The sequence below is a fragment of the Bradyrhizobium ferriligni genome (assembly GCF_056837965.1).
This window is the reverse complement of sequence record NZ_JBXEJO010000001.1, coordinates 24,587-41,345: the sequence shown is the minus strand read 5'-3', so window position 1 is coordinate 41,345 and position 16,759 is coordinate 24,587. Positions and strand designations below refer to the sequence as shown.

General features: G+C 63.5%; 20 protein-coding genes and 1 tRNA gene. 9 read left to right on the top strand and 12 right to left on the bottom strand.

Annotated features, from left to right (window positions below):
• The first annotated feature begins 95 nt into the window (after positions 1 to 95).
• Entirely contained in the window at positions 96 to 779 is a 684-nt protein-coding gene (locus tag AC1VNY_RS00240) for a GntR family transcriptional regulator (protein WP_038382300.1), read from the top strand.
• A 37-nt stretch (positions 780 to 816) separates the two neighbouring features.
• Here the strand turns inward: AC1VNY_RS00240 and AC1VNY_RS00235 are convergent, their stop codons facing one another.
• From AC1VNY_RS00235 to mnmA, 7 genes are all read right to left on the bottom strand, one after another.
• The gene (locus tag AC1VNY_RS00235) at positions 817 to 2,418 is read right to left on the bottom strand and encodes an acyl CoA:acetate/3-ketoacid CoA transferase (RefSeq protein ID WP_482403643.1); all 1,602 of its coding nucleotides are present in this window, start codon (positions 2,416 to 2,418) and stop codon (positions 817 to 819) included.
• Entirely contained in the window at positions 2,415 to 3,158 is a 744-nt protein-coding gene (locus tag AC1VNY_RS00230; protein ID WP_482403642.1) for an enoyl-CoA hydratase/isomerase family protein, read from the bottom strand. The genes AC1VNY_RS00235 and AC1VNY_RS00230 overlap by 4 nt, the downstream gene beginning before the upstream one ends.
• A gap of 15 nt (positions 3,159 to 3,173) precedes the next feature.
• Positions 3,174 to 4,463, bottom strand: a complete 1,290-nt coding sequence (locus AC1VNY_RS00225; RefSeq protein WP_482403641.1) for an FAD-dependent oxidoreductase — start codon at positions 4,461 to 4,463, stop codon at positions 3,174 to 3,176.
• 541 nt (positions 4,464 to 5,004) lie between these two features.
• A tRNA-Met gene (locus AC1VNY_RS00220) sits at positions 5,005 to 5,081 on the bottom strand.
• A gap of 116 nt (positions 5,082 to 5,197) precedes the next feature.
• A complete protein-coding gene (locus AC1VNY_RS00215) occupies positions 5,198 to 5,563 on the bottom strand; it encodes a hypothetical protein (protein WP_482403640.1) in 366 nt (121 codons plus the stop codon).
• 53 nt (positions 5,564 to 5,616) lie between these two features.
• Complete coding sequence (locus tag AC1VNY_RS00210; protein ID WP_028333443.1) at positions 5,617 to 6,255, bottom strand: class I SAM-dependent methyltransferase; 639 nt, start codon at positions 6,253 to 6,255, stop codon at positions 5,617 to 5,619.
• Positions 6,256 to 6,280: 25 nt separating this feature from the next.
• Positions 6,281 to 7,477 carry a tRNA 2-thiouridine(34) synthase MnmA gene (gene mnmA, locus AC1VNY_RS00205; protein ID WP_482403639.1) on the bottom strand — a complete coding sequence of 399 codons (1,197 nt, stop codon included), beginning with the start codon at positions 7,475 to 7,477 and terminating at the stop codon, positions 6,281 to 6,283.
• Between the two features lie 358 nt (positions 7,478 to 7,835).
• Between mnmA and AC1VNY_RS00200 the strand changes: the two genes are divergently transcribed.
• The 3 genes from AC1VNY_RS00200 to AC1VNY_RS00190 all read left to right on the top strand — a co-directional run bounded on the left by AC1VNY_RS00200 (position 7,836) and on the right by AC1VNY_RS00190 (position 10,788).
• Complete coding sequence (locus tag AC1VNY_RS00200) at positions 7,836 to 9,431, top strand: flagellar hook-length control protein FliK (protein WP_482403638.1); 1,596 nt, start codon at positions 7,836 to 7,838, stop codon at positions 9,429 to 9,431.
• Between the two features lie 10 nt (positions 9,432 to 9,441).
• Positions 9,442 to 10,155, top strand: coding sequence for a flagellar hook assembly protein FlgD (locus tag AC1VNY_RS00195; RefSeq protein ID WP_069276532.1), 714 nt, complete (start codon positions 9,442 to 9,444; stop codon positions 10,153 to 10,155).
• A 414-nt stretch (positions 10,156 to 10,569) separates the two neighbouring features.
• Positions 10,570 to 10,788 (top strand): hypothetical protein, encoded by a 219-nt coding sequence (locus AC1VNY_RS00190; protein WP_137483592.1) that lies wholly within the window; start codon positions 10,570 to 10,572, stop codon positions 10,786 to 10,788.
• Positions 10,789 to 10,901: 113 nt separating this feature from the next.
• On the opposite strand, the gene AC1VNY_RS00185 is transcribed toward AC1VNY_RS00190, so the two are convergent.
• From AC1VNY_RS00185 to AC1VNY_RS00175, 3 genes are all read right to left on the bottom strand, one after another.
• Positions 10,902 to 11,246, bottom strand: coding sequence for a DUF1236 domain-containing protein (locus AC1VNY_RS00185; protein WP_482403637.1), 345 nt, complete (start codon positions 11,244 to 11,246; stop codon positions 10,902 to 10,904).
• Positions 11,247 to 11,363: 117 nt separating this feature from the next.
• Entirely contained in the window at positions 11,364 to 11,540 is a 177-nt protein-coding gene (locus AC1VNY_RS00180) for a DUF2934 domain-containing protein (protein ID WP_482403636.1), read from the bottom strand.
• 1 nt (position 11,541) lies between these two features.
• Entirely contained in the window at positions 11,542 to 11,727 is a 186-nt protein-coding gene (locus AC1VNY_RS00175; protein ID WP_028343468.1) for a DUF3606 domain-containing protein, read from the bottom strand.
• A gap of 164 nt (positions 11,728 to 11,891) precedes the next feature.
• On the opposite strand from AC1VNY_RS00175, the gene AC1VNY_RS00170 reads away from it, so the two are divergent.
• From AC1VNY_RS00170 to AC1VNY_RS00160, 3 genes are all read left to right on the top strand, one after another.
• A complete protein-coding gene (locus tag AC1VNY_RS00170) occupies positions 11,892 to 12,050 on the top strand; it encodes a hypothetical protein (protein WP_196238219.1) in 159 nt (52 codons plus the stop codon).
• Entirely contained in the window at positions 12,051 to 12,272 is a 222-nt protein-coding gene (locus AC1VNY_RS00165; protein ID WP_028343469.1) for a DUF6894 family protein, read from the top strand.
• A gap of 146 nt (positions 12,273 to 12,418) precedes the next feature.
• A complete protein-coding gene (locus AC1VNY_RS00160) occupies positions 12,419 to 12,619 on the top strand; it encodes a hypothetical protein (protein WP_028343470.1) in 201 nt (66 codons plus the stop codon).
• A gap of 203 nt (positions 12,620 to 12,822) precedes the next feature.
• Here AC1VNY_RS00160 and AC1VNY_RS00155 read toward each other — a convergent pair whose 3' ends face one another.
• Positions 12,823 to 13,800: a helix-turn-helix domain-containing protein gene (locus AC1VNY_RS00155; protein ID WP_482403635.1), complete on the bottom strand. Its 978-nt coding sequence runs from the start codon at positions 13,798 to 13,800 to the stop codon at positions 12,823 to 12,825.
• Positions 13,801 to 14,315: 515 nt separating this feature from the next.
• Here AC1VNY_RS00155 and AC1VNY_RS00150 point away from each other — a divergent pair.
• Entirely contained in the window at positions 14,316 to 14,495 is a 180-nt protein-coding gene (locus AC1VNY_RS00150) for a hypothetical protein (RefSeq protein WP_100213586.1), read from the top strand.
• A gap of 124 nt (positions 14,496 to 14,619) precedes the next feature.
• On the top strand, positions 14,620 to 15,840 hold the full coding sequence (locus tag AC1VNY_RS00145) for an OpgC domain-containing protein (protein ID WP_482403634.1): 1,221 nt from the start codon (positions 14,620 to 14,622) through the stop codon (positions 15,838 to 15,840).
• A gap of 119 nt (positions 15,841 to 15,959) precedes the next feature.
• Here AC1VNY_RS00145 and AC1VNY_RS00140 read toward each other — a convergent pair whose 3' ends face one another.
• Positions 15,960 to 16,739, bottom strand: a complete 780-nt coding sequence (locus AC1VNY_RS00140) for an alpha/beta fold hydrolase (RefSeq protein ID WP_482403633.1) — start codon at positions 16,737 to 16,739, stop codon at positions 15,960 to 15,962.
• Positions 16,740 to 16,759 lie beyond the last annotated feature (20 nt).

Below are 16,759 nucleotides of genomic sequence, written 5' to 3'. Positions count from 1 at the left end.
TGCGCTCGTGCTGCGCTTGTCCCGAACGTCGCAGCGAGGATATTCGTAAGAGACACCCACATCGCGCCTTGCGCGCGCTAAGAGCTTGGCGTCCAATGGCGAAAAAGGTCGGAGTACTTTCCCCTCCCGAGTCTCAGGCCGACACGGCTCATCGACGGCTCGAGGAGATGATCGTGACGCTGCAGCTGCCGCCCGGCAGTCACTGGTCTGAGGAGGGATTGGCAGAGGAGATCGGCATCGGCCGCACACCGGTGCGCGAAGCGGTCAAACGCCTTCAGGCGGACCGTCTCGTGACCATTCTGCCCCGGCACGGCTTGATGATTACCGAGATAAATGTTCATGAGCAGTTGTTGGCGATCGAGCTGCGGCGCGAACTCGAGATTTTCATTTCGATAAGGGCGGCTCGCCGCATCCTTGCAAGCGACCGGGAGCGCCTTCTCGCTGCTGCCGACGAAATCGAAAGCGCGGGCAAGCACGGCAACCTCGAAAAATACTTGCGTGAGGTCTTTAAGGCGAACGGTCTTATCGCCGCGGCTGCCGGCAACCCATTCGCAACCCGCTCAATCTCGCCGCTTCATGCGATGTCGCGAAGATTCTACTACAGGTACGAAAGCGACCTGCAGAACCTCGGTGCAATGGGCGTCCTTCATGCGGCGCGAGCACGCGCGGTTTCGCGGCATGACGAGCAAGGTGCACTCGTTGCCGTTACCGCTCTGATGGAGCAGATCGAAAATTACACACGACAGATATTCGAGATCAGCGTCGGGTCGGGCAGATGATCGGAATCCCCCGGTCTCGTCGAGACCGGGGAACTTCTTAACCGGCTTGTCCCCGAACCGCGCTTGTCTGACCGGGATCGACGAAAAAGCTTGCATCCATCAGCTTCAGTTCGTCTGCGACTTTCCAGGGGGCGAACTCCATCTGCTCGAGCACATCGCGCCGAACGTCGATACCTGGCGCCACTTCCGTCAGCACCAGTCCCTCCGGAGCAACTTCGAACACCGCTCGCTCGGTGATCACCAGCGCGGTTTGGCCGCGCTTGACGCCGTCGGTGACCGCGTAGGTGATGTGCTCCACCTGCTTCGCGAACTTGCGAACCTTGCCTTCCTTGACGATGCTCAGTTTCCCGCCGTCGAAACCGACATCGAGCCCACCGGTGGTGAAGGTTCCGGTAAAGACCAAACGCTTGGCGCTTTGCGCGATGTCGATAAAGCCGCCCGCGCCCGGATTGGCGGCGCCGAACTTCGATACGTTGACTCGGCCGCGCTGATCGAACTGAGCGAAGGCGAGTGCCGCAAAGTTGCACAACCCTCCATCGATGGCGTCGAACTGATAGACGCCGTCGAGGATCGCATCGGGATTCAGATTCGCGGAAAACTGCCATCCAGACATGACGATCCCGCCGTAGGATCCGTGCTCGGTGGTAAACCAATAGTCCTTGAGCTCGTCGCCGTGAAGCAGCCCCTGCTCCGCCATGACGAGCGGCACATCGGCCGCCGCTCCGAAGCCAAAAATGGAAAGTTCGCGTTTCCGCACTTCCTTCGCTGCCCGCGATGCGACGACCTTGTCGGCGGACGACGGGATCGGAGGGAGTTGGGACAACGCCCTGCGCTCACCGCCGAAATAAGCCGGGTCGAACTCGACGTCGGTCGTCATCATCATCTTGGGGTCGACGACGACTGCATCGACAAACATGCCTGGAATCCGGACCTCGGATGCGGCTCTCTGGCCATGAGGCACGGCTCGCCGCACTTGCGCCACGACGCGGCCGCCATGAGCCTTGGCTGCCAGCACCAGCGCAATATTCGAGGACACCAGCGCCTCATTCTCGAAAGACAGATTTCCGAACTCGTCTGAGGTCGATGCGTAGATGAACAAGGTGTCCAACGTCCACGCCGGATAGAATAGATACGGCTTTCCGTCGAATTCGATCTTTCTCACGAGATTGTCTCGTGCTCTTTCCGTAAACCGGCCGCCGCCATTGTCGGGATCGATGTAGGTGCCGATCCCGATTTCGGTCATGTAACCTGGGCTGCGACGAGCTATCTCGCGTAGCCAATGCATCGTCGCTCCGATCGGCCAGGAGTAGGCTTCGATCCTGTTCTCACGGATGAGACGCATGAGCTCGGGTCGCTTTCCCGTCTTGGGATCGACAGGATTGATGTATGAACCGCTCACCATGCGCTTCATCAATCCTTCCTGCGCCACGTGGTCCATGCCCTTGATGCCCTGAGCGTCGCCGGTCCCGACCGGGAAGTAGAAGGTCAGGTTTTTCGGGCTGCCTGTATTGCGGAATTTGTCGCCAAGGGCCTTCAAAAGAGTATCGGGCGTTACCCAACCGATCACACCCACGCAACCTACCGAGGATCCGTCCTGAATGGATGCAACTGCCGTCGCGGCATCAACGATTTTATTCACGACTTCACCGTAAAGCGTTCAAACGTTTTTTGGGAACTTGGCGTTTCGCAGTTCGACGCGAACTCCCGGGACGAGACTTCGTCCAGGCGCTCGGCGTCCGCCATGATGAAGCGGTCGAAGAAGCGCTTCGTCGACGCGACGGCTTCGGGCGGCACCTTGGAAAGACCGACGGCAATCTCCGTTGCCAGAGAAAGCGCGGCGCCCGGCTCGGCGACGTCATCGACCAAGCCAATCCTCGCCGCCTCGATTGTGTCGATCGATGCCGCGCCCCACGTGAGACGGCGCGCCCGCACCGGGCCGACCCGAGTCAGGAGCGCCGTAAGCCCCCACGGCGGCAGCCAGCCGTTCGGGGCTTCCGGCAGATGCCATCGTGCGTTCGACGCAGCGACCACGATGTCGCACGATGCCGCAAGGATCATTCCGCCTCCCAGAGCGTATCCTTCGACGGCCGCGATGACCGGCTTGGCGCGGTAGCCGATCGCGCGCGCGAACGTTGCGGTTTCGGCCTCGTGCTTGCACATATCCGCGATAGAGAGGCCTGCCAGTTCCTTGAGGTCGCTGCCGGCGCAGAATGCGGGCGGGGCGCCCGTCAGCACAACTGCGCTGATCGCGCCATTGCGCTCTGAATCGGCCAGGGCAGCGTTCAGATCCCGCATGAGCTGCGAACCCAACGCATTGCGGCGCTCCGCGCGATTGATGGTAACGATGGCGATCGGACCTTGATTGCCTAGCTTGATCATCTGTTCACGATCCTGTTAATCGAGGCGCGCGCCGTCGGCGTTCACCGCTGCCCTCACTTGCTGCCCGTCAATGTGCCTCGGCGCGATTCCGTCGCGCACCGCAATCACCGCTGCATGACCGATCGCATGACCGTAGGAGAAGCACTGAGCCGTGACGCGTGCTGAAGCGACTGCTTCGTGCTCCGCCGAGAGGCAGCGGCCGGCAACCAGCAGCCCCTCCCCGCGCTCCGGCACGAAGCATCCATACGGCACCTCGTAGTAGTCGTTCAGCAGCCACTCGACGCGAGGCTTGACGCCCGAGTGCAACTCGATCGGCCAAGGCGAGACCGCAATGCCGTCAGATGACTTGGCGCCTTTGACGACGTCTTCGTTTGAAAGCCTCTTTACACCAGAGACCTGACGGGTCTGGCGCACGCCGACCTGGACGCCCGTATCGTTCAGAAAGGCGGCTTCGCATCCCACGAGATGATCGCGAAAGAAGCGAGCGTATTCTCGCGCCTGAAGCCTTCCCTCGATTTCGGCGTCGGTAAAATCCTGATGGAAAAGCGTGTTGAGCTCACGCCCGTCCGGCCCGATCACACGCGTGCAATTACACAGCAACTCGTTGGGTCGAGTGGTGGGGAACAGCCAGATTTTGGCGCGCGGCAGCCGGTATTCACCCGCATTGTGCTTTGCGCGGATCATGTCGGATATCTTTTCCGGCATGATGGTGTCGGCACCGTATTCTGTGACGAAACGATCGATATCGACACCCATCATTCGAAAGATCATCGTCGGGTTCTGAACCCTGCCGTTGTCGCCAATGAAGCTGGGCAAGCCGGCCATTGCGACGACATCAGCATCTCCGCTCGCATCGACGACGACTTTGGCGCGCGCATCGAGGGGTCCTTGTTTCGTCCAGATGACCACTCCCCCGATCCTGTCGCCCTCCATGCTCACGTCGCTAGCGACAGCATGGAACACGACGCGCACTCCGGCTTCCCGCAGCATCGCGTCTGCTTCCTCGCGCCAAACCAAGGGGTCGTGGACCCGCGCCCAAGTCTTTCCGTAGAGCAGCGGATCGCCAAGCCCGCCTTTGGCTTCCAATCGGCGGCAAAATTCGTCGGCAAAACCAAAAACAACCTGCTTCGGTTTGGCGCTGATCGCTTCGGTCGCCTCGTACAGACCGCACACCGTGCCCGACAGCCCGGCCACAGCGCCGCCGCCGCAAAAGCCATACCGCTCCACGAGCGTGACTTTCAGACCCCTTCGAGCGGCGGTTACAGCGGCCGCAACTCCTGCGGCTCCCCCTCCGACGACGAGCACGTCGCTATCGACACGGCTAGACCCACGGGCGTCCAATTGCGTTCTCCCTGTGATATCTTAGTGGTGTATTACAATTATTTCAACGCCTGTTGGTTTGCAAGCGCCTTCGGGCAAAAAAATGCCCGCGATCACGCGGCAGATTTGCGAGTGACAAAAGGCTAGCTGCTTGGAGGCGGCAGCGGCGACTGCGGGCTGGAGGCGACGAGAGGGCTGAAGTTGACCTGGCGGTCCCTGCGCGAACGACGCGACCGGCGTGCTCGCCACCGCGAGCGGTCGGCTCGTCGGGCACGGGATCAGGGCAACAGGCCATGCCGCAGCCGCTATTCGGTAGCGGCGAATGCCTGCGGCGCTGCGAGACTGCTGCAATCCGGCTGTTAAACAGATGGCGCCGTCAACGCGACGATAGCGCGCGCATGGTCGGTTCTTACTGAGGTATCTCGTCCACTGACGATACAGTTTTCGCAATCACGGCGCCCGAAGCCGTGCCGTCAGGCGTAGCGCATCGCAGAAGATCGTGGTTTGGCGTAGAAAATCGTACGCATGGTAGCGGGGGAGGGACTCGAACCCCCGACCCCAGGATTATGATTCCCGTGCTCTAACCAGCTGAGCTACCCCGCCATGAGCTCGCCATCGGCGGCTGGTGAGCCGCGGGTGCGAACGCGCGGCATATAAAGAGTGGCATGCGCGCCTGTCAAGCAAACCCGGACGGGGCAGCAACTTATTGCAGACAGAGGCTATTTCGGCCTCACCGATTGGTCGCCGCCGGGGCTGCCGGGCGGTGGAATCACCGGCGTGTTGCCGCCTTGCGGGGTCGGCGCACGCATTTCGGGATCGACCCCGGCCGGCGGGCACAGCACCCCGTCGGATTTGGCGAGTTTGTCGCCCAGCGGCTGGCTGCTCTGCCCGGTGGTGGTTCCTTCCGGAACCACAACACCGGGATGCGAAGGCTGCTGCGGCGCGCAATTCGCGGCGGTGCGCGACGGCGCCGGTGGCGCGGTCTGGGCCGGCGGTGTGGCTGATGTCGGCGGCGCCTGCGCCACGGCCACAGCGGGTGCCATCATCAGCACACAGGATAAAGCGAGTGTTCGATTGATCCTCATGACGAGAAAACCGTGACGGCGCGCCGATGTTCCCCGTCAAAATCGCCGCAATCTCACGATTTGCGGAAGCGGATCAGCGAGAAATGCCCCATCGGCGGCATCGGCCGGCGCTCCGCAAGGCTGACCCCGCCATGCTTCGCCGCCCAATTGGTCAGCCGCTCCCACGGAAATTCCGGACGCCAGCCGAGCCGCCGCGCCAGCGGCGCGAAGGCAAGCTCGAAGACGCGGCGCGGGCCGCTCTCGGCGCCGATGTGATTGACCAGGATCAGTTCGCCGCCGGGCTTCAGCACGCGGATGAAATCGTCGAGCGTCGCCTCGGGATCCGGCACCGCGGTGATGACATATTGCGCGACCACCGCGTCGAAGAACGCATCCGGAAACGCGAGATTCTTGGCGTCCATCACCGCCAGCGCCTCGACATTGCTGAGGCCCTGCGTGCGCACGCGCTTGAGCGCCCGCCGCAGCATCGGCTCGGATATATCCACGCCGCATAGTTTCGTGGTGCGCTTGTATTCCGACAGCGACAGCCCGGTGCCGACGCCGACGTCGAGCACGCGTCCGCCGATCCGGTCGGCCTCCGCGATCGTCGACTGACGGCCCTGATCGAACACCTTGCCGAACACCAGATCGTAGATCGGCGCCCAGCGGCCATACGCCTTTTCGACCCCTTCGCGGTCGATGTCCCCAGCCATTCCCCTGCCCCGACGTTTCTTCTGTCTATCCGCGAACCGCTTCCGCAATCGGCGCCATCGCATCCTGCGTCGTGGCCCGTATTGCGCGGCTTGCGCTTGCACTCCTGATGAAGCCGCCGCCGAGCACACGCGCCTGCCCGGAGGCTGCGTCGTAGAACACGCAGGCCTGGCCGGGCGACACGCCCTCCTCGCCGGCGACGAGCTCGACCTCATAGCCGCCATCGGCGGCGCGCAACCACGCCGGCTGCGGCGCGCGCGTCGAACGCACGCGGACATAGATCTCGATGCCCTCGCCGATCACGCGATCCAGCGCGCCGTCGCCGATCCAGTTGACGTCGCGCAGCGCGATGCGATCCATCCGCAGCGCCTCGCGCGGCCCGACCACGACACGGCGCGTCGCCGCATCGAGCTTGACCACATAGAGCGGGCTGCCGGAGGCAATGCCGAGCCCCTTGCGCTGGCCGACGGTGAAATGAACGATGCCCTGGTGCTGGCCGATCACATGACCGTCGAGATCGACGATGTCGCCCGGCGCGATCGCGTTCGGCTTCAGCCGTCCGATGATGTCGGTGTAGCGGCCGGTCGGCACGAAACAGATGTCCTGGCTGTCCTGCTTGTCGGCGACCTCGAGATCGAAGCGCCGCGCCAGCTCGCGGGTCTGCGGCTTGGTCATGTCGCCGAGCGGGAAGCGCAGGAAGTCGAGCTGCTCGCGCGTGGTCGCGAACAGGAAATAGCTCTGGTCGCGATCGGCATCCGCGGCGCAAGTGAGCGAGCGCGATCCGTCGGCAAGCCGCCGCGAGGCGACATAGTGGCCGGTGGCGAGCGCCTGCGCCCCGAGCTCGCGCGCGGTCGCGAGCAGATCGCGAAACTTGACCGAACGATTGCACTCGATGCACGGCACCGGCGTCTCGCCGAGCGCGTAGCTGTCGGCGAAATTGTCGATCACCGATTGCTTGAAGCGGCTTTCGTAGTCGAGCACGTAATGCGGAATGCCGATCCGCTCGGCGACATTGCGCGCATCGTGGATGTCGCGGCCGGCGCAGCAAGCGCCCTTGCGATGGGTCGCGGCGCCGTGGTCGTAGAGCTGCAGCGTGATCCCGACCACGTCGTAGCCCTGCGACTTCAACAGCGCAGCCGTCACCGACGAGTCGACGCCGCCGGACATGGCAACGACGATCCGTGTGTCTTCAGGGCGGCCTTCGAGATCCAGACTGTTGAGCATCTTTAAGCGGTCATTGGTCACTGTCGCGGCGAGCTTATGCGCTCCGCGACGATATTGGAAAAAGCCTTTTGTCCAGAGAGCCTTAGAACACGTCCAAGCCGGTTCGGTCGGTTCGGACGCATTGGAGGCCACCTTTAATATAGGCCGTATTCCGGTGAGGCAATCCGGCGGAAGCTGTGCCGTGCCGCGTATGGACGGCAAATCTTGCCGCCGGGCAAAAAGGAGACCCGCCGGGAACCCGCTCCAGCCGGCCAGGGTAGCCAGCAACCATCTGAAATAACTCATTATTTATTGCCATCCGTGGTTGGCCCACTCCTTGCTGACAAAACGCCGGAAGTCTCATTTGCGAGGGTTGGCAGTGGTCAGCGTCACGTCGGAAGCATTGGCAGGCCGGTCTTTTCAGGGCGCGACGCAGCGGTCGTCGCGGCCCGATCCCGCTTCGCAGGCGGGGAACGACGGCTTTGCCGCGCTGGTCGACAGTAACACTGCGTCCACAAACGACAGCCGCTACGACTCCCAGCCGGCGCCCTCGCGGCGGTCCGACGATCCGCCCTCGACGACCGAGGCGCGCCCGCGCGACACCAGCCCGGGCCCCGACCGGACGTCGCGGGATTCCGACAGTTCGCGGGACGACAACAAGGTCGACAGCGACGCGCCGTCCAAGACCAAGTCGAAATCGAAATCGAAATCGGACGACTCGACATCGAGCTCCGATGCAAAATCGACCAGCGACAAGCCGGACGCGACGCAGGCCGCTGCGCAGCAGGATCCCGGTGCGGCAACCGTGAATGCCGTGATTGCTCCCGTTGCCGCGACACCGGCGACTGCCCCGACACCGGCGGCCACCGCGCCGTCCGACCAACCGGCCGCACCGCTCGCGATCGCGGCGGCGGCCATCGCGGCAAGCTCGGCCATCGCCGGCACCGGCGCGGCGGGCGGCAGCGGCGCGCCTGCCGGCGCCGACACCGCGGCGGCGGCGGCCACCACAGCGAACGCCGACAAGGTCGCCAAGGCGGCCGGTGTCAAAACCGACGCGCAGATCATCACGCCCGGCGATGCGGCAACGGCTTCGGGCGCCGCGACAGCAACCAGCGATGCGACATTCGCCGCCACGGTTGCCGCCGGAACGCACGCCACCAAGACAACGACGCAGGCCAAAACACAGGTCGCCGCGAAGGATGCGACGGCGACGATGCCGGCCGACCAGGACGGCGCCGCGGCTAGCAGCGCCGACGCCGCGCAGGCTGCTCCGACCAACATCGTTCCCGCCGCCGCGCAGCCGGCCGCCGTTGCCGGCAAGGCGAAGGCCGCAGCAGACGGTGCGGCCGATGCCATCAAGGCCGACGCGAGCGGCGACGGCAATGCCGCGCCGACGCCGGCGGCCGGCGGCCACGCGGCCGCGCAGACCCAGCTCACGACCCCCGATCCCATCGTGCAGGCAGCGAATGCACTGCAGCCGCAACCCGCGACCACCCAGACGACGCCGTCTGCGACCGCACAATTGACCGTGACCAACACCGCGCAAAGCGCCGCCGTGCCGCTCAGCGGGCTTGCGATGCAGATCGCCGCCTCCGCCAAGAGCGGCAAGAGCCGCTTCGAGATCCGGCTCGACCCCGCCGAGCTCGGCCGCATCGACGTCCGCATCGATGTCGATCGCAACGGCCAGGTCACCTCGCATCTCACCGTCGAACGCCCGGAAACGCTGTCGATGCTGCGCCAGGACGCCAATCAGCTGCAGCGCGCGCTCGACAATGCCGGCCTCTCGACCGGCAATGGCGGATTGCAGTTCAGCCTGCGCGACCAGTCGCAGTCGGGCCAGAACAACAATGGTCAGCCCAATCCGAACGCCCATCGTTTGATCGTCACTGAGGAGGACAGCGTTCCCGCCGCAGCGGCGGGCCGCTCCTACGGCCGTGCAACCGGCGCCCTCGGCGGCGTCGACATCAGAGTGTAAGGAGTTCACCATGGCAGTCGATGCAACCATGCCGACGCCCGTCGTCTCGGCACCGGGCACCAGCAACGGAACGAACTCTGGAAGCAGCAGCGGCAGCGGCCTGACGACCTCGTCGCAGGGCATCGCCGACAATTTCCAGACCTTCCTGACGCTGCTGACCACGCAGTTGCAGAACCAGAACCCGCTCGACCCGCTCGACACCAACCAGTTCACCCAGCAGCTGGTGCAGTTCGCGGGCGTCGAGCAGCAGCTGAAATCCAACGATCAGCTGAAGTCGCTGATCGAGATCGAGAAGAGCGCGCAGTCCACCCAGGCGCTGGTCTATGTCGGCAACACGGTCGCGGTCGACGGCAGCAAGACGCAGTTCGACAAATCCGCGACCTGGAATCTGGTGTCCCCGCAAGCCACCAGCGCCACCATCACGATCACGAGCTCGACCGGCCAGACCGCCTATTCCGGCAATTTCAGCCTGAAGCAGGGCAATGCCAGCTTTGTCTGGGACGGCAAGGGCAACGACGGCACGCAATGGCCGGCCGGCACCTACACGCTGACCGCCACCGGCAAGGATTCCAAGGGCAACCCGATCGCCATCTCGACCGAGGTGCAGGGCGTCGTCGACTCCGTCGACCTGACCGCCTCCCCGCCACTGCTCTCGATCGGCGGGCAGACCTACACCACCGACAAGATCAAGCGCGTGGTGCGCGGGGCGACCGGCTCGAGCTAGCCAAGACCTGCGCGCGCGGTGGGTCCCCGCGTTGTCGGTCGCTACCGTGACACATACACACATGTCGTCCTGGCGAAAGCCAGGACCTATAACCACCGTATTCGGTGATGAACGGGATGGCGGCCCCAGCGTCGCGCAACCATTGAGATTCGGGGTAATGGGTCCTGGCTTTCGCCAGGACGACGAGGATGGTTCTCGATTCAAGCTCGCCCGTCGGGGTGTTTTGCCGCCCCCTTCCCGTCATTCCTGGTGCGCGACTGCGCACCTGATCGCATCACTTCCGGACGCCATCCTCCGCCTCCGCCTCCCCCTCCAAGGTCGGTGCCCGCCCAAAGACTGACGACGCTTCCTCACGGCGAGCCAGGGTTCCATGCTATGACCATGTCACTTGGCTGCTTGCTGTGGGGCTCGACAATGCCGATCAATCGCTTGCTGAAGACGGGCGAATACACGCCGGAGCAAATCGATCTCTTCAACAGGGCGTTCAGCCTGGCGCTGCATTCGATGGGTCTGGTCGATCGCAACGATCCGCTTTGCGAGATCGTGGCCCGCAAGGTTATCGAGATCGGCAAGACCGGCGCCCTCGACGCGAAGGGGATCGCGCAAGCGGCTGTGGCCAGCATCGGTCTCTGATCGCGGCCGACGCGGTCGATGGCCGCTGACCGGACGGCGCTTGCCCTGCGGATCAGGCGTTCCGGCTGAGCGCGGGCCGCCGCCGTTCCCGGCGGCCCGCCATCAAAGCGGCCTCACTCGACTTCCTGCACGACCGTACGGGTGTCGGGATCGACCAGCATCACGCGCTGGCCGGTATAGACATAGCGGTATCTGGTGAGCGACGGGCCCCAATCGGCAGGCACCGCTTCAAGCTCGACCTCGCGCGGCACAGGCGAGCCGACGACGATCCTCTCCCGCGTCTCGACGGGACGGATCTTGTGTTCAGTCACATAGCTGTGGATTCGCGTACGGTACTGCGGCTCGATCTGCACGGTGACAGCATGTCCGGCACCGGTCGTGCCGACAATCGTGCTCTGGGCGAAAGCGCCGGTCGACGCCAATACGGCGGCAACAGAAATCAGAACCAGCTTTTTCATAACGTCCTCCTCACCGCTCCATGCGGCGTTTCGAGAACCGCGACAGAATGGCAATGTTCCTAATGGAGGATCCCGATCAATCGCGCCGCCGGCACGCTCCTCGCGCCAAGGCCGCGTTCATCCGGGAATGGTCGTCTTGTTCGGCTGGTCCAGTGTTGGCGCGTCCGGACTTTCGCTCTCCGCATTCAGCTCGACCTCGGCCGCGTGCCGGAATTCCCTGTCCCTGCCGTCGGGCTTTCCGGCCTGCTCCCAGAGCTGCCGCGCGTAATTCCGGATTTGCTGTTCGGTGGCCATGTCATTCCTCGGGAATCCCGAGCTCCTTGCGAACCGTCACGGCGGAGTCACCGACCTTCTCGACGGCTTTACGCAGCTGTTCGCGCGACACGCCGAGGGCATGCGTCCAGCATCTCACCTGACGCAGATCGTGCACGTTGATCTTCGATCGATCGAACTGCTCTTTCCTGGTCAGGCGTTTCGTCACCGGACTTCTCGCGTCAGCCGCTCGGCCCGAGCTTCGGCCGTTGCTGGCGATCCAATCTTCCGGACAGTTATTTGTTCCTTTTCCGGATGAGTGGGCTGTCACCTCTCGGAGGAACATTTTTCGCGAGCGATACTTCAGTCGTGAGAGATGAACAAAGGTGAGCCATGACAAGCATTGCAGACAGAATCGGCGGACGGGTCAAGCAGCTCATCGCCGAGATCATCAACGATGGCAGGCTTGCCGAGGAAGGCGCGCAGCAGATCAAGAAAGCCGAGAACGCGCCGCCGGCGAAGCCGTTCGGCAATTTGGACAAGCTGACCTAGATGCCCAGATATTTCTTCCATCTCGCAGGCGACATCCCCGCACATGACGTCCTCGGTCACGACTGTGCCGACGACAAGGACGCCAAGGATCACGGCAGCTTCATCGCGCACCGGATCGGGACTGAAAAGCCGGAGATGGTTCGCGACGGAAATTTCATTTCGGTTCGCGATGAGGGCGACAGCGAACTCTTCCGCATCCCCCTGGCTTCGACGAACGTCTGACGGTGAACGGTCGTTCTCAGCTCGGCCCGCCGCATGGTGCTCTCAGGACGCGGCGAGGACAAAGCACGCCGCGCCGTTCAATAGGAACAAACGCCGCCGAGCGTGGTTCGGACCTGCACCAGGGTTTGAAAACACCAATTGCACAAATGAAACGCCGCAATCGCTTCAAGCAAACCACGACGCTCGCATACCGCCTCATTCAGCTGGAAGAGGCGGCCCGCATGAGGGCCTCGCACCTGCCTCCCGGCACCGAGCGGGAACGACTTCTCAAGAAGGCCCGCGAGGCCGAGCGCGCCGTCCAGATCGAAGAATGGCTCGCCACTCCGGGAGCGGAGCCGCCGCCGTAGCGCTTCGATTCACATAAGTTGGTTCGATTCACATAAGCTAATGCGCGCATTGCCCCGAGAGGCGCGCTCAAGGCTCGAGCCCGCCCGACCGCCGGTTTGACCTAACCAGACTTGCAGCCGGCTCCAACCCACCTCGCCCTCCGCTCCGGAGCGGTCACCCCCAAGGCAGCATCTCGCGCCCATCCCGATCAGGGCGGCGCGGCTCAGTGGGAGCCCTTTCGTGCGAGCCGGACACCGCGCGGCGAATCGCCGAAACGGGTTCGGAACAGACGGTTGAAATACGAAACATCCGAGAAGCCGACCTCGAGCGCGATATCGGAAATTCGCCGACGGCTGGCATCGGACTCGGTGAGCAATTTGAGCGCCCGCTGGAGCCGCAATTCATTCATGCGCTCGGTGAATGATGGTCCCGATGATGCCATCAGGCGCTGCAGATAGCGCGACGAGATGCCCTGGCGACGTGCAACCGCCTGAACGCTGAGCCCGGGCTCCTGAAAGTGAGCGGCAATGTAGTCGAGCACTGCACTGTGCCGCGCGGCGACGACGGCGCTCGCGCTGCTCTCGCCCAACGCAGGACACTCGCCGATTGCGAGCGCGACGAGATCGTGGATATGGGCCACGACCGTATCGCGAAGCTTCGGTGTGCTCAGCGCTCGCGTTCTAAGCACCGATTTCAGATATGAGGTGAACAATCGGAATGCTTCTGTCCGGTGCGAAATCGGCCGCATGGCCAGGCCTTCGACGTCGGTCACGCGCTGCGCAAGCGCCTCGCGCGGCACGGCCAGACCGAATTGCGCCCCGTCGACATAGGTGACGCTGACGGGCTCGGAGTGCAGAATTGCGATCGCATCGCCGGCGCGAAGGTCGGCTTCCTGGCCACGCTGCGATAGCTGACTTTTGCCCGGAGAGCAGAAAATCACGCCGATGGAGTCATCGCCATCGGCAAGGTTCGCTTGCAAACGTTTGAAACGCATCGACGTGCCTTTCAGCGCCAGCATGCGCAAACCCTGGACCGCCCGCAGCGACGCATCGGCCTGGAAGGCAATGTCCGATAGCGGCTCGATATCGGCGTGCACGACGCAGCGGCCGAAGTGCTCGCGCCATAGCGGGATACGAATGCGTTCCGGAAGGTCGCGCGTCGAAAATCGATACGATGCGAAATTGGCTGCGTCCGTCGGCATGGGGACCTCCAGCCTTCACAAAACACGCCAGAATGAAATGCTCCGGCACACCACAGTCAGTATCTGCATTTTGCGATTCACGCACCGGCCTTCGCCTGACCGGTGCGCATCAGTCCAAGAAGCTACGCTATCGGTCTGCTAGTGTCATTCGCCTGTGATTGATGGTGATGTGAACTGGTTCACTTGGTGATTAGAATATTACGTATATAATGCTTATGAAAATCGCGGCGAAATTTCCCCTTTAAGAAGACGCGGTCGCGATCGCTCTATTTATAATTGCTGCCATCGGATTCATTTCAAAAATTCCGGGCAGCGTGCAAGCGCAAATCAGTGTCATGCCCCTGTACGCGGTTTCCTGGCTAAGACGCCACGCGCAGGCCATTCAGTAGAACGACTGACATCGATTTTGGTTGCGTCGGACTGCCTGCGGCACTGTCGGTTATCGCCGCCGGTTGAAATGGTCGAAATCTGTCACGTGGGAAAGTCAACCTAAGTGATCAAGAAGGCGTTCGATCATGTCCACCATATTCGACATGCTTTATCATGAGTACTGCCGTGCCCGCCTCGCCGAAATGCGAAAGCAGCATTTGTTGCCGGCCATCGGCGAAATCGTGCAGGCTCCGTCGGAGGAAAGCGATCCTCCCGGCCCCCGTGATTGCGGTTGGCCGGCGGAAGCGCCGCCAACCCTCGGGTAGCTGGAGCGCACCATCATACAGGTTGGCCGGAGGCTAGTCCGGCACGCGCACGCCTCGGAGCATCCGAGCCTCTCATCGACCCATGTCCGATGAGGCCGCGCGGGCACGCCGGACAGATCGACAGATGCACGATCGAACCCGCAGCTCGAAGCGATTGCTCGGCGAGACTCCGCCGGAGTTCAGATCGACCGGCCGCGACCCGCGCATCGATGTCTGTCGCGGGATCGCGTTATGGTGGATCTTTCTCGATCATATTCCAGACAACGTCGGAAGCTGGCTGACCCTGCGCAACTACGGCTTCTGCGATGCCGCCGAAATATTCATGTTCATCTCGGGCGTCACCTGCGCACTGGCCTACGGCAGGGCGCGTCAGCGCGACGGCTGGCGCGGCATGATCGGCCGTTCGCTGCGGCGGGGATGGGATATCTATGCCGCCTTCCTGCTGCTGACGCTCGCTTGCGCGATCCTCGTCTACCTCGCGGGCAGCGATCGTCTCGCCGACGACAGCAATACGCGGGTTCTGTTCGAACGTCCGGGCGCAGCGCTTGCGCACGCCGCGGTGCTGCAATTCCACCCTGTCAATACCGACGTGCTGCCGGTCTTTGTGATCTGTCACGTGTTGTTCGCACCGCTGCTGTGGCTGTTGCTGCGAGCGCCGAACCTGGCGCTTGGCCTTTCGCTGTTGCTTTATGCGCTGGTGCACGTCTTCGGCTGGAACATTCCCGCCTGGCCCGACGGCGTCTGGTTCTTCAACCCGCTGGCCTGGCAGCTTCCGGTCGTGCTGGGCGCATGGTACGTCATCGAGGGAAGGACCATCCAGGGATGGGTGACGTCGCGCCCCGCGCTTGTTCTGTCCGCGCTCTATCTTGTGTTCGGCCTGGTCGTTGCGCTCGGCCACGGCATCAAGCCGCCGCTGCTGCCGCAGGCTCTGACCGATCTGCTGTTTCCAATGGACAAGTCGAATTTGAGCCCGTTGCGGCTGCTGCATTTTCTGGCGCTTGCAATCCTGGCGTCATGGCTGGTTCCCGCGGGCTGGCAAGGGCTGTCGACGCCGATGCTGCGCAGCGCGCGGCGTTGTGGCGAGAACTCGCTGCCGATCTATTGTCTCGGCGTCCTGCTGGCGCTCGCCAGCCAATGCGACCTGTTCGACATCTCGAATCGGCTTTCGATGCAGATCGGACTCAGCCTTGCCGGTGTCGTTGCGATGGCCGCGGTCGCGACGCTGCTGAACATGCTCGGCGCCAAGCGCGCCCAGTCGCTGGATGTCGACACCGCCGGACATGATCTTGTGCCGCGCGCCGGCGATCGCGGCATTTTCGACGGTCATGGCGCGCATATCCTCTAAAGCGCGCCGACCGGTCTGGCGCTAAACGGTCCCAGGAAGCCGTCACTACGTCCCCACGCGATTTCGTCATCGTGCGCGGGAGAGGCAGATGCTCTCCCACGCAGGGTCAACGCCGAGACTCAGCTCGACTGCCGCGCGGCGTCGAGGATCAGCCGCGCGATCGCGTCCGGCTGCGAGATCAGCGCGAGATGGCTGGCCTTCACCTCGATCGTGGTGGCACCCATCCGCTTGGCCATGAAGCGCTCGAGATCCGGATTGATGGTGCGGTCTTCGGTCGAGACGGCGTAGTAGCTCGGCTTGCTGCGCCAGGCCGCATGGCTGGTCTTGCCGGCCAGCAACTGCTTGTGGAACGGCTGCTGCACGGCATAGAGCACCTTCGCCTTCGCCTCCGGCAAGTCGCCGGCGAAATCGCGCAGGAACGCTTGTTCGCTCAGCCGGCCCTCGTCGCCGTCGAACACGATGCCGGCGCTCGCGGGCGGCGTCGGATAGGTCTTGGCCAGCGCGGTGTAATCCTCGTCCGCATCGGGTGCGCGCGCCGCGACATAGACCAGCGCCGAGACATTCGGATGCACGCCGGCCTCGGTGACGATCATGCCGGAGAAGGAATGGCCGACCAGCACGGTCGGACCATCCTGGCGATCGAGCACCCGCTGCGCGGACGCAACCGCTTCGGACAGCGTGGTCAGCGGATTTTGCACCGACGTCACGTTGAGCCCGGCGGCCTGCAAGCGCGGAATGACCTCGGACCAGCAGGAGCCGTCGGCGAACAGGCCGTGCACCAGCACGACGTTGCGCGCCTTGACCGGCGGCGTGGTGGCGGCCATCCCGCGCGAGGACACCAGTGAAGCCGCAGCTCCAGCGAGCAAGGCGGTCGAGAAGGCGCGTCTGTTCATCATCATGTTACTGCTCCGTTGTTTGG